This window comes from Pseudoxanthomonas sp. (assembly GCF_051953815.1).
In the GTDB taxonomy this organism is placed as follows: Bacteria; Pseudomonadota; Gammaproteobacteria; order Xanthomonadales; family Xanthomonadaceae; genus Pseudoxanthomonas_A.
The window spans coordinates 20,647-34,437 of the sequence record NZ_JBQCIJ010000021.1 but is presented as its reverse complement, the minus strand read 5'-3'; the positions used below and the strand labels follow the sequence as shown (position 1 = coordinate 34,437).

Here is a 13,791-nt window from a genome sequence, read left to right as displayed (position 1 = left end):
CGACGCGCACCAGCGCATCGTCGACCAGGTGGTCGAAATCAACGAACGGTTGATGGGCCGTTATCTCGAAGAAGGCGAGGACAAGCTTTCGCCCGAAGACCTCCACGATGCATTCGAACAATGCCTGCGCGAGGGGCATCTGGTGCCGATCTGCTTCACCTCCGCGCGCACCGGCACGGGCGCCGCGGAGTGGTTGCAGATTGCGTGCCGCCTGCTGCCGCATCCGGGCGAAGCCAATCCGCCGCCGTTCGTCAAGGGAACAGGTGCCGGTGCGAAACCAGTCGAGGCGAAGCCCGATCCTGACGCGCGCGTGATCGCGGATGTGTTCAAGATCATCAACGATCCGTTCGTCGGCAAGCTGGGCATCTTCCGCGTGTACCAGGGCACGCTGAAGAAGGACTCGCAGCTGTTCGTCGACGACGGCAAGAAGCCCTTCAAGGTGGGCCACCTGTTCAAGCTCAGGGGCAAGGACCACATGGAGATCGAACAGGCCATCCCCGGCGACATCGCCGCGGTGGCGAAGGTGGAGGACCTGCACTTCGACGCCGTGCTGCACGACAGCCACGACGAGGACCACATCCACCTGGCCCCGATCGATTTTCCCAAGCCCATGTTCGGGCTGGCCATCGAGGCCGCCAGCAAGGGCCAGGAACAGAAACTGTCCATCGCCTTGCAGAAGCTGGCCGAGGAGGACCCCGCCTTCGTGGTCGAACACCAGCCCGAATTGAACGAAACCGTGATCCGCGGCCTGTCCGACCTGCACCTGCGGGTCATGCTGGAGCGGCTGAAGGAACGCCACGGCGTGGAGGTGAAGACGCGGCCGCCGCGCATCGCCTACCGCGAAACCATCGCCGCGAAAGCCGAAGGCCACCATCGCCACAAGAAGCAGACCGGCGGCGCCGGCCAGTTCGGCGAAGTGTCCCTGCGGATCGAACCGCTGCCGCGCGGCCAGGGCTTCGAATTCGTGGACGAGGTCAAGGGCGGCACCATCCCCGGCCAGTTCATGCCCGCGGTGGAGAAAGGCGTGCGCCAGGTCCTCGCCAGCGGCGCGGTCGCCGGCTATCCGCTGCAGGACCTGCGCGTGGTCATCCTGGACGGCAAGCATCATCCGGTCGACAGCAAGGAAGTGGCGTTCGTGGCCGCCGGCAAGAAGGCGTTCCTGGACGCCATCGGCAAGGCGCGTCCGCAGGTGCTGGAACCGGTGGTCGATCTGGAAGTCGCCGCGCCGGAGGCCCAGGTCGGCGACATCACCGGCGGCCTTTCCAGCAAGCGCGCACGCATCAACGGCACCGATGCGGTGCGCGGTGAAATCGTCGTCCGGGCCCAGGTGCCGCTGTCCGAACTGGAGGGCTATGCGGCGGAACTGAAGTCGGTGACCGCCGGCCGCGGTCGCTACAGCCTGGATTTCAGCCACTACGAGCCGGTGCCGGCCAACGTGCAGCAGAAGCTGGTCGAGGCCTACAAGCCGAAGCCCGAGGACGATTGAACCCGGGCGAACGGGCGGATCGCGCTTGTCGATCCGCCCGGCGTCGCCGCCCCGTCCCCCGCGCGTTTCGCCTCACCATCGCCCTTTCTCCCGGCGGAATTTCCGCCTTCCTCCGCGCCATCCGCCGGAAACCGCAAAAAAAAAGCGCTATTTGGCGCTTTGCTACTTGTGCGACGCGAATTCTTTGTCCTACATTGCGCCTGCCGACGCGGTCGGCCCGATTACCCACCTACAGACTGTAAAAACAGGACACTTATGGCAAAGAGCACCAAGAAGGCAGCGCCGAAAAAGGCCGCCAAGAAAGCCGCACCGAAGGCCGCCGCCAAGCCGGCAGCCCCGAAGCCGATCAAGGAAGCGCTGAGCAAGTCCGGCCTGGTCGCCCACATCGCTGAAGCCACCGCCGTGGCCGCGAAGGACGTGCGCGCCGTGCTGGCTTCGCTGGAAAGCGCTGTCCACGCCTCCATCAGCAAGAAGGGCGCTGGCTCCTTCACCCTGCCGGGCCTGCTGAAGATCAGCGCCATCAACGTGCCGGCCAAGCCGAAGCGCAAGGGCATCAACCCGTTCACCAAGGAAGAGCAGTGGTTCGCCGCCAAGCCCGCCTCGGTGAAGGTGAAGGTGCGTCCGCTCAAGAAGCTGAAGGACGCCGCGGCCTGATCCAGGCGCGACACCTCGCATCGAAAAAAGGGACGGCCCAGGCCGTCCCTTTTTTTGTCCGTTCGCCGCCGCGGTCTTGGCCGCCCTGCCATCGGTCACGGTTGTACCCGCCCCTTGGCGCCCCCATCCGGATCCCAACCGTACGCAACCAAGGATTCCCCGCATGAAGATCCAAGGCTTCCTGGAACAACTGCTCAAGTCCCAGACCGGTGGCAGCCTGCTCAATCCCGACTTCGGCAAGGGCGCGGTCGCCGGCGGCGCGCTCGGATTGCTGCTCGGCAAGAATCGCAAGACCCGCAAGCTCGCCACCTACGGCGGCCTCGCGGCGATTGGCGTGATGGCCTACCAGGCCTATCGCGATCACCAGCAACAGACCGCGGCCGCGGTCAGCGAACCGCGCACGGTCGACCGCCTGCCGCCTCCCCAGGCCGAGCATCACAGCCAGGCCATCCTCAAGGCGCTCATCGCCGCCGCCAAGGCCGACGGCCACATCGACGACCGCGAGCGCGGCGTCATCGAGGGCGAGTTCCGCCGGCTCGGCGACGATGCCGAACTGCAGCGCTGGCTGCAGGCGGAACTGCAGAAGCCGCTGGATCCGGCCGAGGTCGCACGCGCCGGCGACAGCCCCGAGGTGGCCTCGGAGATGTACCTGGCCAGCCTGATGGTGGTCGACGAACAGAACTTCATGGAACGCGCCTACCTGGATGAACTGGCGCGGCAACTGAAGCTGGACGCCGATCTGAAGACCCGCCTGGAGCGCCAACTGGCAGGCGCGGCGCCACAGCCCTGACGGTGATGTCCGGCGCCGATGGTCGTTGGCCGGGATGACGCGAATCCGCGGCTGGCGGAACACTCCATCGCGGCGACGGGCCTCGTGCGGGCCCGGGGGCGGGCCTATCTTGCCCCTGTCCCCCAAGCTTCCCCACCGCCATGGCCAACCGTTCCCAGCGCTACCGCATCACCGTCACGCCCGTCGAGGCCGACGGCCTGCCGTGCACCAGCCGGTGCACCATCGAATTCGAGCACCACTGCCAGGACGACTGGATGCGCGTGCTCGAGAACGTCCAGCGGCTGCGCGGCTTCAGCGGTGACGAACGCGCCGCGCTGGTGATCGGCGCCCAGTTGCTCGGCGGCCTGATGGCCGACCATCGCGGGGATCAGGACGACCTGCTCGCGCCGCTGAGGCCGCATGTCGATGCGTTCCTGCAGGGCCTGAAGCAGCGCGCGCCCGGCTGACTGAAGACCGTGGCCTCCGGTTAGCCGGCGGACAGAATTCCCGCGCTATCGTGCGATGGCTCCCCTTTTCCGGAAACCGATCCCGCATGCCCGTCCGCTTCCGCCCGCTGCCTTCAACCGCGCTGCTCGGCCTGCTGTTGCTGTTGGCCGGCTGCGGCACCATGAACGCGGTCAGCGGCTTCTTCGGTGACCGGATCAGCTTCACCGAACCACAGTTGCAGCGCCGGCTGGATCGCAGCTTCCCGCGTGAATTCGACAAACTGGGCGGGCTGGTCTCGGCGACGCTCAGCCATCCCCGCCTGACCCTGGCCGAGGGCGACGATCGCCTGCGGCTGGATTTCGATATCGGAGTCAGCGCGATCGGCGCGGGCAATGTCGCCAACGGACGTTTCGCCATTGCCAGCCGGCTGCGCTACGACCCGGCCACGCAGGGCCTGCATCTGGACGATCCGGAAGTGCTGAGCGTGGAGCTGCCCGGCTCCGGCAGCGTGATGCGCGGCGGCACCCGCGAACTCATCAACACCGTCCTGGCCGAATACGCGCGCCAGGAACCGCTCTACCGCATCGACAGCGACGTGCTGGATCGCCTGCCGCGTGGCAAGCGCATCGGTGCGACCCTCATCGAACATGGAAAAATCGTGGTGAAACTGGATGGATACTGATACCCGCACCCTGCGCCGCCTGCGGCGCTCCCGCCGCATGCTGGCCGCCGCCCTCGCCGCCAGCGTGGCTACCCTGCCCTTCGCCGCCTCGATGGCGCGCGCGGAACCGCCCGCGGCCATCGCCGCGGACACCCTGACCCTGACGCCCGCGCAATTGCAGAGCGCGGCGGAACCGGCGTTCCCGCGCAAGGAAACCTGGCTCGGCGGACTGGCGCGTTTGACGCTCAGCCGACCGGTGATCGCCATTCCGGCGAACGGCAATCGCCTCCAGATGGATCTCGACTACGACGCGTCGCTGGCCGGCAGCGGCAGCCGGCAGGGGCGTTTCCGGGTCGCCAGCGGACTGCGCTACGACCCCGCGACCCATGGCCTGCATCTGGAGCGGCCGGAGCTGCTGGAGCTCCAGGACGGCGGCCAGGGCAAGCCCATGGACGCGCAGACCCGCGAGATGATCAACACCCTGCTGGAGCAGTACGCGCAGGATGAACCCATCTATCGCCTGGACGCCGAAGCGCTGGCGCAGATTCCCGGCACCCTCTCGGCCAATGCCATCCGCATCCAGGACGGCCAGGTCCAGCTGCGCCTGGGGCAGTAACTTCGCAGCGGCGGGTCCGACCGCCGCTTCGCATCCATCGTCAACGGGCCACGGCTTGCCCTCGTCGCGGCTACAGCTCGAAGCGATAGCTCAACTTGATCAGCAACTGCTCGTCGTCGCGCAGGCCGAAAGCGTCACCCAGCAATCCGCCGGCGCTGTCGCCGAAACGGTTGTTCTCGCGCCCGCCGCGCCCGTAGACCACATACAGGTAGGACAGCGGCGCCAGTTCGTAGCGGTAGCGGATCTGGAAGCCCAGGTTGCTCAGGCTGAAATCGTTGATCTCGTCGTCGCTGCGCAGCGCGTTCCCGCCCGCCATCACCCGGTAGGCCTGGCGGGCGCGCGCGTCGAGCGCGATCGACTGCAGCTTGACCCGCAGTTCCTGGCGATCGCTGATGGTCCAGTTGAGGCCGGCATTCACGTGCCACTCGCGTCCCTCGAAGCTGCCGATCAGGTTGTCGCGCTGCCAGAGCAGCCAGTCCGGCGTGCGGTCGGCATAGAAACCGCCGTACAGGCTGAAGGCATCGTTGATGAAATAGGTCGCCTGGTATTCGAAGGCGTAGCCGATCTCGTCGTTGCCGGCCAGGCCGCCACTCACCAGATCCGCATAGACGTCATGCGCCCAGTGGCCCTTGCGTGGCCGCTCGTACTCGTAATGGGCATTGAAACGGGCCGGCACGTTCACCGAGCCATGGCCGCGGGTCAGCAAATCCTCGACGCCCGAGGTGTTGATGTTGATCTGCGCGTATTCACTGGCGCCGTTGCGCAGTCGTCCCTGCCGGCTCATCCGGAACTGGTTGTTGAGCCGTTCGCCGTGGTTGTTGTAGACCGAACTTACCCGCCAGCGCCACTCCTTGGATGAGTAGCGCGAGGTTTCCGGCTGATCGGCGAAGCGCCTTTTCACTTCCCAGTGCAGGTAGTTCATGCTGTTGCGCGACAGGTAACCGGCGTCGTTGATCTGCAGGTCGTTGCCGAAATGCATGGCGATCCACTGCTGGCGCCAGCCATGATCCATCTCGTAGTCGGCCCAGACCGTGGCGCCCAGATCGCGGGTGGTGTCGCCACGCTGGTCGATCTGGCTGCCGAACACGCGGGTGCGCACGTTCCAGCGCGGGGTCGGCCGCCAGTTGTGATCGATGCCGAACACGGTCGCCTCGCGATCGAAGTAGGGACGGTCGACGCGGGTCATCATCATGCCCAGGTTCTGGTCCTTGAAATCACGCACCAGGCGCAGGGCATAGAACGAGCGCCCCACCTCGTCGGCTTCGTCGGCGGCGAACACACCGTACTTGGTCTGGCCAAACGAACCGTTGAGCTTGATCGCGGCGGTGATGTCGCCCGCACCGCGACCGTCATCGGCCGGTCCGCCGACCCGGCGGGTATACAGCAACTGGCTGAAATCCGAGGGCGTGGTGTATTCGAACAGGCCCTGGTTCTCGGTGAAGAACGGCCGCTTGTCGCTGATGAAGGTCTCGGTGGCGCTGAAATTGACCACCAGATCATCGCTTTCCACCTGGCCGAAATCGGGATTGAGCGTCGCCGTCATCTGGAACTGGCCATTCGGCTTCCAGAACAGATCCACGCCGCCATCGAAATCGCTGTCGCGGCGGACGTTGTCGTACAGGCCCGACACGTAGGGCGTGATCGCCACCAGCGACTGGCTGTACTGCGGCACCTCGATCGGGGTGAACTCGGACAGGAAGCGCGGGCGCTCGAAGCTGGCGACCGGCCAGCCCACGCGCTCACCGGTGGATCCGACCACGCGATCCAGGTAGATCTTCATCCGCCGCACGTCGCCATCGCCCTTGCGCATCGGAGCGATGTACCAGGGAATCAGCATTTCCGCGGACCAGCCGTCCGCATCCTCGCTGACCGCGTGCTTCCAGTTGCCGTCCCAGTCGTCGTTGAAATCGGCCTCGTTGGTGATCACCGCGTCGGCGATGCCGTCGGTCGAGGAGATCGTGAAGTTGTAGCCGGTGCGGCCGTCGCCGTCGAAGTCGATCATCAGGTTGACCCGGTCCACCTGATCCTCGAAATCGCGTTGCACGCGCTGGCGGGTGCGGGTATCCGGCGGCTGGATGTTGCGGAAGGCGACGGCCAGTCCGTCCGGCGTCGCCAGCACCCACGCCTCGGTGGGATGGGTCGCCGGCGCGCCGGTCAGCGGCTGCACCTTGCGGAAATCGGCGATGTGCCGCGCGCCCTGCCACTCGGCGGGGTCGATGCGGCCGTCCACGTCGATGGCCAGGGCCGGCGCGGACAGCGCCATCAGGATGGAGAGGGACAGGATTGCCGCACGCATGTCGGTGGTTCCGGTGGGCTCATGCCCGTTGCGCGCCAAATTACCGGTCCGGCGCGCCGCCTCCGACTGGCGTAGGTCATGTCAACCATTTGGCCGCCGCCTGCATCCCGTAACGGATGGACGGCGGTGTAGCGGCGGTTACTTCTTCGGCTGCAGCATCGTGCCGGTGCACTTCTTGCTGCCGCAGCGGCAGGCCCAGACCTTCTTCAGGCGGGCGGTATGCGGCTCGTCCAGGACGATGCCGTAGTTGTAGGTCAGTTCCTCGCCCGCCTTGATGTCGCGGATGGCCTCGATGAACACCTTGTCCTTCTTGCGGTTCTTGCCATCGTGTTCCTCGATGACCGCCTCGCAGTTGGGATCGCAGCTGTGGTTGATCCAGCGCGCCTTGTTGCCCTTGTAATTGGCGTCGATGACGTATTCGTCATTGAGCGTGAACAGGAAGGTATGGCCGGACTCCACGTCGCCGCTGTCGTCCTCGTCCACTTCGTCGTGGCTGCGCCGCTTGCCCTTGTACTCGACGACACGCTCGCCCTTCTTGATAGTGGCGATGGCGAACACGCCGTTGCCATGGATGTCGGACTTGCGGGCTTCAATCTTGCGGGGCATGCGGGTTCCGGTGAACGGGCGGGAACGCGGATTCTCGCTCAGACCGCCCGGGATCCCAAGTATTCCGCGTTCCCGCCGCTGTCGGCCGGCCAGGGCGAACACCGCCGTGGCGGTTTCCCGGCAATACGACCGGCGCATGAATCCTGGCCGCGCCGGCGTGTCCGGTCGCGCGGAAACCACGCGTTAAACCGCCTGCTTCCCGCAAACCACCCCTGAAGACCACCACGAGCCGCCGCCATGTCCAACCCCAGATTCCCGATCCCCGGATCCCTGATCCCCATGTCCCCGACGCCCCTGCTGTCGTGCCTGCTGTCTTCGTTGTTGATCCTGGCAGGCTGCCAGGCCCAGACCGACAAGCCCGGAACCGCCGCCGTTCCCCCACCGGCCCCGGCCGCCGCCGCCAAGGTGGAAACCGACGGCGACGCGGTCGCGCGCGGCGAATACCTGGTCCGAGTCGGCGGCTGCAACGATTGCCACACCGCCGGTTATGCCGAGCGCCAGGGCGAGGTGCCGACCGCGCAGTGGCTGACCGGCTCGCCGCTGGGTTACCACGGGCCCTGGGGCACCACCTACGCCAGCAATCTGCGCCTGCGCATGCAGGAAATGACCGAGGCCCAGTGGCTGGCCTACAGCGGCAACCTGCGCACCCGGCCGATCATGCCGGACTTCACCCTGCGGGCCATGAGCGAGGCCGACCGCGCGGCCATCTACCAGTTCGTGCGTTCGCTGGGTCCGGCCGGAGAAGCCGCGCCGGCCTATCTGCCGCCCGGCCAGACCCCGCCCGCACCGTATTTCTCCCTGGTCCTGCCGGAGGCTCCGGCGCAGGGCGCCCCGGCCGCGCCGGTCGCCACCGAAGCGTCCGGACGAAACTGAACAAGCTCATGCTTGGCGTGGCGCGGGGGTAAAGCGTACAATTTCGGTACGCTTTCAATTCCCCCGCCCCGCCATGCTCCGCGTCACCAAGCTCACCGACTACGCCACCGTGGTGCTGACCGTGCTCGCCGCACGGCCGGGCGAAATCCTCAGCGCCACCGATCTGGCCGACCATTCCGGCCTGGAATCCCCTACCGTCAGCAAGGTGCTCAAGCCGCTGGCCCAGGCCGGCCTGGTCGAAGGCCTGCGCGGCGTGCATGGCGGCTACCGGCTCAGCCGCGCCGCCGCCGACATCAGCCTGATCGAGATCGTCGAGGCCATGGAAGGGCCGTTGGCGATGACCGAATGCAGCCAGGCCGACAGCCACTGCGGCATCGCCCACCAGTGCGGCGCCCGCGCCAACTGGCGCCTGATCAACGACGTGGTCGCCGACGCCCTGCGCGGCGTGACCCTGGCGCAGATGCTCCATCCCCCCGCTTCCTCCGACGATGCCCCGCGGCGCTCCATCGCCGTGCGCGTCGCCAGCAGTTGAGTACACAGGCAGCCCATGGCCACCGAGAACGCAGAAATCCTGGAACAGCTCGGACGTCGCTATGACGCCGGCTTCATCACCGACATCGAATCCGATTCGCTGCCGCCCGGCCTCAGCGAGGACGTGGTGCGCGCGCTGTCCGCCAAGAAGGACGAACCGGAGTGGATGACCGAATGGCGGCTGGCGGCCTACCGCCACTGGCTGACCATGCCGGTGCCGCACTGGGCCAAGCTGAAGATCGCCCCGATCGATTTCCAGGCCATCAGCTACTACAGCGCGCCCAAGGCCAAGTACAAGTCACTGGATGAAGTGCCGCAGGAACTGATCGACACCTACGACAAGCTGGGCGTGCCGCTGCACGAGCGCGCCAAGCTGGCCGGCGTCGCCGTCGACGCGGTGTTCGATTCGGTCTCGGTGGGCACCACCTTCCGCAAGGAGCTGGCCGAGAAGGGCATCATCTTCTGCTCGATGAGCGAAGCCATCCGCGAACATCCCGAACTGGTCCGCCAGTACCTGGGCAGCGTGGTGCCGACCGGCGACAACTATTTCGCCGCGCTGAACTCGGCGGTATTCTCCGACGGCAGCTTCGTGTTCATCCCCAAGGGCGTGCGCTGCCCGATGGAACTGAGCACCTACTTCCGCATCAACGCCGGTCACACCGGCCAGTTCGAGCGCACCCTGATCATCGCCGAGGACAGGAGCTACGTCTCCTACCTGGAAGGCTGCACCGCGCCGATGCGCGACGAGAACCAGTTGCATGCGGCGGTGGTCGAGCTGGTCGCGCTGGAAGACGCCGAGATCAAGTACAGCACGGTGCAGAACTGGTATCCCGGCGACGAGGAAGGCCGCGGCGGCATCTACAACTTCGTGACCAAGCGTGGCGAATGCCGCGGCGCGCGCAGCAAGATTTCCTGGACCCAGGTGGAAACCGGCTCGGCGATCACCTGGAAATACCCGTCCTGCGTGCTGCTCGGCGACGACTCGGTCGGCGAGTTCCACTCGGTGGCCCTGACCCATCATCGCCAGCAGGCCGACACCGGCACCAAGATGATCCACATCGGCCGCAACACCAAGTCGAAGATCATCAGCAAGGGCATCAGCGCCGGTCGCGGCCAGAACACCTACCGCGGCCTGGTCAAGGTGGATCGCAACGCCGCCAACGCGCGCAACTACACGCAGTGCGACAGCCTGCTGATCGGCAAGCAATGCGGCGCGCACACCTTCCCCTACATAGAGGTGAAGAACCCCACCGCGACGCTGGAGCACGAGGCCACCACCTCCAAGATTTCCGACGACCAGATGTTCTACTGCCGCGCCCGTGGCATCAGCGAGGAAGACGCCGTCAGCATGATCGTCGACGGCTTCTGCAAGCAGGTGTTCCGCGAGCTGCCGATGGAGTTCGCGGTGGAAGCCAAGAAACTGCTGGAAGTATCGCTGGAAGGCAGCGTCGGCTGACGCTTTCTTTCCGGGATTCGGGATTGGAGATTGGGGATTCGCGAAGGCGAAACCCGCTCCCCCGCCTCCCCCTGCATTCAACGAAACCCCTATCCGAATCCCGAATCCCATGCTCAAGATCGAAAACCTCCACGCCAGCGTCGCCGGCAAGGAAATCCTCAAGGGACTCTCGCTGGACGTGAAGCCCGGCCAGGTCCACGCCATCATGGGCCCCAACGGCGCCGGCAAGTCCACCCTGGGCAACATCCTGGCCGGTCGCGAGGGTTACGAGGTCACCGCCGGATCGGTCGAATTCGACGGCAAGCCGCTGCTGGAGCTGGAACCGGAAGAACGCGCCGCCGCCGGCGTGTTCCTGGCCTTCCAGTATCCGGTCGAAATCCCCGGCGTGAACAACACCTACTTCCTGCGCGCGGCGCTCAACGCCCAGCGCAAGGCGCGCGGCGAGAGCGAGCTGGATTCCATGCAGTTCCTCAAGCTGGTGCGCGAGAAGCTGGCCGTGCTGCACCTGCGCGACGAATTGCTGCACCGGGGCGTCAACGAGGGTTTCAGCGGCGGCGAGAAGAAGCGCAACGAAATCTTCCAGCTCGCCGTGCTGGAACCGAAGCTGGCCATCCTGGACGAGACCGACAGCGGCCTGGACATCGACGCGCTGAAGAACGTCGCCGACGGCGTCAACGCGCTGCGCTCGCCGGATCGCGCCTTCCTGGTCATCACCCATTACCAGCGCCTGCTGGACTACATCAAGCCGGACGTGGTGCATGTGCTGGCCGATGGCCGCATCGTCGAGACCGGCGGCCCGGAACTGGCGCTGGAACTGGAGCAGCACGGCTACGCCTGGATCAAGGATCGGGTGGCCCCCGAAAAGGTCGCCGGATGAGCGCCCTGCTGGATTCCCTCGCCACCGGCTTCAGCGGCGACGCCGCGCGCCGCGCGGTGCTGGAGGACGCGCTGCGCGAGGGCTTGCCCGGTCCGCGCACCGAGGCCTGGAAGTACACCTCGCTGCGCCAGCTGGAGCGGCGCAGCTTCGCCCCGGTCGACGCGCTGGCGGCGCTGGATCCGATGCTGCTGGCCGACATCCCGGGACCGCGCGCGGTGTTCGTCAACGGCCGCTATTCGGTCGCGCTGTCGCTGACCACCGACCTGCCGGAAGGCGTCAGCCTGCAGTTGCTGTCGGAGGCGCTGGCCGAGGGCGGTGAATCCGCGCGTTTCCTGCAGCGGCGTTTCGAGCGCGGCGACGAGGTGTTCGCGCGCCTCAACGCCGCGCTGGCCAACGAGGGCGTGCTGCTGCGGGTCGACGAAGGCGCCCGGATCGAAGCGCCGCTGCACCTGGTCTTCATCGGAGCCCCGGATGAAACCGATCGCGCCTGGCATCTGCGCAACCTGATCGAACTGCGCGCCGGCGCATCGCTGAAGGTGTTCGAGCACCATTTCGGCACCGGCCCGCACGCGCACCTGGCCAATACCCTGGTCCACGTGCATGTCGGCCGCGGCGCGCGGCTCGCGCACGCGCGCGTCCAGGAGGACAGCGATCGCGCCACCCAGCTGCTGCGGACCGACGCGGTGCTGGCCAGCGAGGCCGAATACCGCCGCGTCGATCTGGAACTGGGCGGCGCGCTGTCCCGGCACGAACTGAACGTCCGGCTGGAAGGCGACAGCGCGCGCCTGGTCGCCAACGGCGTGCTGCTGGCCGACGGCCGCCGCCACCTCGACACCCGGCTGGGCATCGACCACATCGCCCGCGACACCGCCTGCGAACTCACCTGGCGCGGCCTGGGCGCGGGCCGTGGCCGCACGGTGTTCCATGGCGGGATCCTGATCCGCGAGGGCGCCGACGGCACCGACGCGGCGCTGTCGAACAAGAACCTGCTGCTGTCGGAAAACGCCGAAATCGACACCCAGCCGGTGCTGGAGATCCACGCCGACGAAGTGAAGGCCGCGCATGGCGCGACCGTTGGCCGGCTGGACACCAGCGCCCTGTTCTACCTGCGCTCGCGCGGTCTTCCGGAAGCCGAGGCCCAGCAGTTGCTCACCGCCGCGTTCTGTCGCGAGCCGCTGGCGATCATCGAGAATCCGGCGGTACGCGAGTTGTTGTCGCACCGCATCGACCACGCCCTGGCCGGCCTGGGTGCGCCATGAACGCCGGCCCGGCCCCCCACCGTGACCCCGCGGCCGCGCCCGACTGGACCCGCGTGCGCGCCGACTTCCCGCTGCTGGAGCGACAGGTCCACGGCAAGCCGCTGATCTATTTCGACAGCGCCAACACCGGCCAGAAGCCGGCGTCGGTGATCGCGGCCACGGACGCGTTCTACCGCCACCACAACGCCAACGTCAGCCGCGCGGTGCACACGCTCGGCACCGAGGCCACCGACGCCTACGAAGGCGCGCGCCGCAAGCTGGCGCGCTTCCTCAACGTGCGTGCCGACGAGCTGGTGCTGTGCAGCGGCACCACCTTCGCGATCAACCTGGTCGCCTATTCCTGGGCGTTGCCGCGCCTGGGTCCGGGCGACGTCATCCTGGTGTCGCGGATGGAACACCACGCCAACATCGTGCCGTGGCAGCTGGTGGCCCAGCGCACCGGCGCGAGCGTGCGGGTGGCGGAAATCCTGCCGGATGGCTCGCTGGATCTGCCTGGCCTGTATGCGGCGATGACGGCGGACGTGAAGCTGCTGGCGGTCACCCATGTCTCCAACGTGCTGGGCACGGTCAACCCGGTCCGCGACATCTGCCGCGAAGCGCGCAAGCGCGGCATCGTCACCGTGGTGGACGGCTCCCAGGCGGTGCCGCACCGGCCGGTGGACGTGGCGGCGATCGGTTGCGACTTCTACGCGCTGACCGGCCACAAGATGTGCGGACCGACCGGCACCGGCGCCCTGTGGGCCAGGCGCGAACACCTGCAGGCCATGCCACCCTTCATCGGCGGCGGCGAAATGATCAAGGAAGTGAGTTTCGACGGCACGGTGTTCAACGACCCGCCGCACAAGTTCGAGGCCGGCACGCCCAACATCGCCGGCTTCATCGGCCTGGGCGCGGCGGTGGACTTCCTGGAATCGGTCGGCATGGCCCGCATCGAAGCCCGCGAGACCGAACTGCTGGCCCACGCCACCGAGGAACTGGGCAAGATCGAAGGCCTGCGGATCTTCGGAACCGCGCCGGAGAAGGCCGCGGTCATCTCGTTCCTGATCGAAGGCGCGCACGCGCACGATCTGGCTACCCTCCTCGATCTGGAAGGCGTGGCGATCCGCTCCGGCCAGCATTGCGCGCACCCTTTGCTGCAGTTTTTCGGGGTCGCGGCCACCTGCCGCGCGTCGCTGGCGTTCTACAACACCCACGCCGAAATCGAGGCGTTCGTCGCCGCGTTGAAAAAGGCCCGCCGCCTGCTGGCCTGAATCGCGGGTA

14 protein-coding genes are annotated in these 13,791 nt (G+C 67.0%); 12 read left to right on the top strand and 2 right to left on the bottom strand.

Annotated features, from left to right (window positions below; all coding sequences use genetic code 11):
* From fusA to ACTHN1_RS05390, 6 genes are all read left to right on the top strand, one after another.
* The coding region (gene fusA / locus ACTHN1_RS05415) for an elongation factor G (protein ID WP_440469936.1) at positions 1 to 1,486 on the top strand (1,486 nt) is incomplete at its 5' end.
* Between the two features lie 255 nt (positions 1,487 to 1,741).
* A complete protein-coding gene (locus ACTHN1_RS05410; RefSeq protein WP_141453719.1) occupies positions 1,742 to 2,140 on the top strand; it encodes an HU family DNA-binding protein in 399 nt (132 codons plus the stop codon).
* 163 nt (positions 2,141 to 2,303) lie between these two features.
* Positions 2,304 to 2,930 (top strand): tellurite resistance TerB family protein, encoded by a 627-nt coding sequence (locus ACTHN1_RS05405; protein ID WP_440469935.1) that lies wholly within the window; start codon positions 2,304 to 2,306, stop codon positions 2,928 to 2,930.
* A gap of 140 nt (positions 2,931 to 3,070) precedes the next feature.
* The gene (locus ACTHN1_RS05400) at positions 3,071 to 3,376 is read left to right on the top strand and encodes a DUF3861 domain-containing protein (RefSeq protein WP_440469934.1); all 306 of its coding nucleotides are present in this window, start codon (positions 3,071 to 3,073) and stop codon (positions 3,374 to 3,376) included.
* An 86-nt stretch (positions 3,377 to 3,462) separates the two neighbouring features.
* The gene (locus ACTHN1_RS05395; RefSeq protein ID WP_440469933.1) at positions 3,463 to 4,038 is read left to right on the top strand and encodes a DUF1439 domain-containing protein; all 576 of its coding nucleotides are present in this window, start codon (positions 3,463 to 3,465) and stop codon (positions 4,036 to 4,038) included.
* The gene (locus tag ACTHN1_RS05390; protein ID WP_440469932.1) at positions 4,028 to 4,633 is read left to right on the top strand and encodes a DUF1439 domain-containing protein; all 606 of its coding nucleotides are present in this window, start codon (positions 4,028 to 4,030) and stop codon (positions 4,631 to 4,633) included. Before ACTHN1_RS05395 ends, ACTHN1_RS05390 begins: the two co-directional genes overlap by 11 nt.
* A gap of 70 nt (positions 4,634 to 4,703) precedes the next feature.
* On the opposite strand, the gene ACTHN1_RS05385 is transcribed toward ACTHN1_RS05390, so the two are convergent.
* Together ACTHN1_RS05385 and ACTHN1_RS05380 are read right to left on the bottom strand one after the other, a co-directional pair.
* Positions 4,704 to 6,929 (bottom strand): DUF5916 domain-containing protein, encoded by a 2,226-nt coding sequence (locus tag ACTHN1_RS05385; protein ID WP_440469931.1) that lies wholly within the window; start codon positions 6,927 to 6,929, stop codon positions 4,704 to 4,706.
* A gap of 138 nt (positions 6,930 to 7,067) precedes the next feature.
* A complete protein-coding gene (locus tag ACTHN1_RS05380) occupies positions 7,068 to 7,535 on the bottom strand; it encodes an SET domain-containing protein (RefSeq protein WP_440469930.1) in 468 nt (155 codons plus the stop codon).
* Positions 7,536 to 7,814: 279 nt separating this feature from the next.
* On the opposite strand from ACTHN1_RS05380, the gene ACTHN1_RS05375 reads away from it, so the two are divergent.
* The 6 genes from ACTHN1_RS05375 (at position 7,815) to ACTHN1_RS05350 (ending at position 13,781) form a co-directional block, all read left to right on the top strand.
* A complete protein-coding gene (locus ACTHN1_RS05375; protein ID WP_440469929.1) occupies positions 7,815 to 8,408 on the top strand; it encodes a hypothetical protein in 594 nt (197 codons plus the stop codon).
* A gap of 73 nt (positions 8,409 to 8,481) precedes the next feature.
* Positions 8,482 to 8,940 (top strand): SUF system Fe-S cluster assembly regulator, encoded by a 459-nt coding sequence (locus ACTHN1_RS05370; protein WP_440469928.1) that lies wholly within the window; start codon positions 8,482 to 8,484, stop codon positions 8,938 to 8,940.
* A 15-nt stretch (positions 8,941 to 8,955) separates the two neighbouring features.
* Complete coding sequence (gene sufB / locus ACTHN1_RS05365; protein WP_440469927.1) at positions 8,956 to 10,395, top strand: Fe-S cluster assembly protein SufB; 1,440 nt, start codon at positions 8,956 to 8,958, stop codon at positions 10,393 to 10,395.
* A 109-nt stretch (positions 10,396 to 10,504) separates the two neighbouring features.
* Entirely contained in the window at positions 10,505 to 11,272 is a 768-nt protein-coding gene (gene sufC / locus ACTHN1_RS05360; protein WP_440469926.1) for a Fe-S cluster assembly ATPase SufC, read from the top strand.
* Positions 11,269 to 12,531 (top strand): Fe-S cluster assembly protein SufD, encoded by a 1,263-nt coding sequence (gene sufD / locus ACTHN1_RS05355; RefSeq protein ID WP_440469925.1) that lies wholly within the window; start codon positions 11,269 to 11,271, stop codon positions 12,529 to 12,531. The genes sufC and sufD overlap by 4 nt, the downstream gene beginning before the upstream one ends.
* Positions 12,528 to 13,781 carry a cysteine desulfurase gene (locus ACTHN1_RS05350; protein WP_440469924.1) on the top strand — a complete coding sequence of 418 codons (1,254 nt, stop codon included), beginning with the start codon at positions 12,528 to 12,530 and terminating at the stop codon, positions 13,779 to 13,781. The genes sufD and ACTHN1_RS05350 overlap by 4 nt, the downstream gene beginning before the upstream one ends.
* The last annotated feature ends 10 nt before the right edge of the window (positions 13,782 to 13,791 follow it).

Bases quoted from the DNA above. Each gene is read 5' to 3' on its own strand.
- ACTHN1_RS05410 (WP_141453719.1), top strand. From the start codon at position 1,742: ATGGCAAAGAGCACCAAGAAGGCAGCGCCGAAAAAGGCCGCCAAGAAA.
- ACTHN1_RS05405 (WP_440469935.1), top strand. From the start codon at position 2,304: ATGAAGATCCAAGGCTTCCTGGAACAACTGCTCAAGTCCCAGACCGGT.
- ACTHN1_RS05400 (WP_440469934.1), top strand. From the start codon at position 3,071: ATGGCCAACCGTTCCCAGCGCTACCGCATCACCGTCACGCCCGTCGAG.
- ACTHN1_RS05395 (WP_440469933.1), top strand. From the start codon at position 3,463: ATGCCCGTCCGCTTCCGCCCGCTGCCTTCAACCGCGCTGCTCGGCCTG.
- ACTHN1_RS05390 (WP_440469932.1), top strand. From the start codon at position 4,028: ATGGATACTGATACCCGCACCCTGCGCCGCCTGCGGCGCTCCCGCCGC.
- ACTHN1_RS05385 (WP_440469931.1), bottom strand. From the start codon at position 6,929: ATGCGTGCGGCAATCCTGTCCCTCTCCATCCTGATGGCGCTGTCCGCG.
- ACTHN1_RS05380 (WP_440469930.1), bottom strand. From the start codon at position 7,535: ATGCCCCGCAAGATTGAAGCCCGCAAGTCCGACATCCATGGCAACGGC.
- ACTHN1_RS05375 (WP_440469929.1), top strand. From the start codon at position 7,815: ATGTCCCCGACGCCCCTGCTGTCGTGCCTGCTGTCTTCGTTGTTGATC.
- ACTHN1_RS05370 (WP_440469928.1), top strand. From the start codon at position 8,482: ATGCTCCGCGTCACCAAGCTCACCGACTACGCCACCGTGGTGCTGACC.
- sufB (WP_440469927.1), top strand. From the start codon at position 8,956: ATGGCCACCGAGAACGCAGAAATCCTGGAACAGCTCGGACGTCGCTAT.
- sufC (WP_440469926.1), top strand. From the start codon at position 10,505: ATGCTCAAGATCGAAAACCTCCACGCCAGCGTCGCCGGCAAGGAAATC.
- sufD (WP_440469925.1), top strand. From the start codon at position 11,269: ATGAGCGCCCTGCTGGATTCCCTCGCCACCGGCTTCAGCGGCGACGCC.
- ACTHN1_RS05350 (WP_440469924.1), top strand. From the start codon at position 12,528: ATGAACGCCGGCCCGGCCCCCCACCGTGACCCCGCGGCCGCGCCCGAC.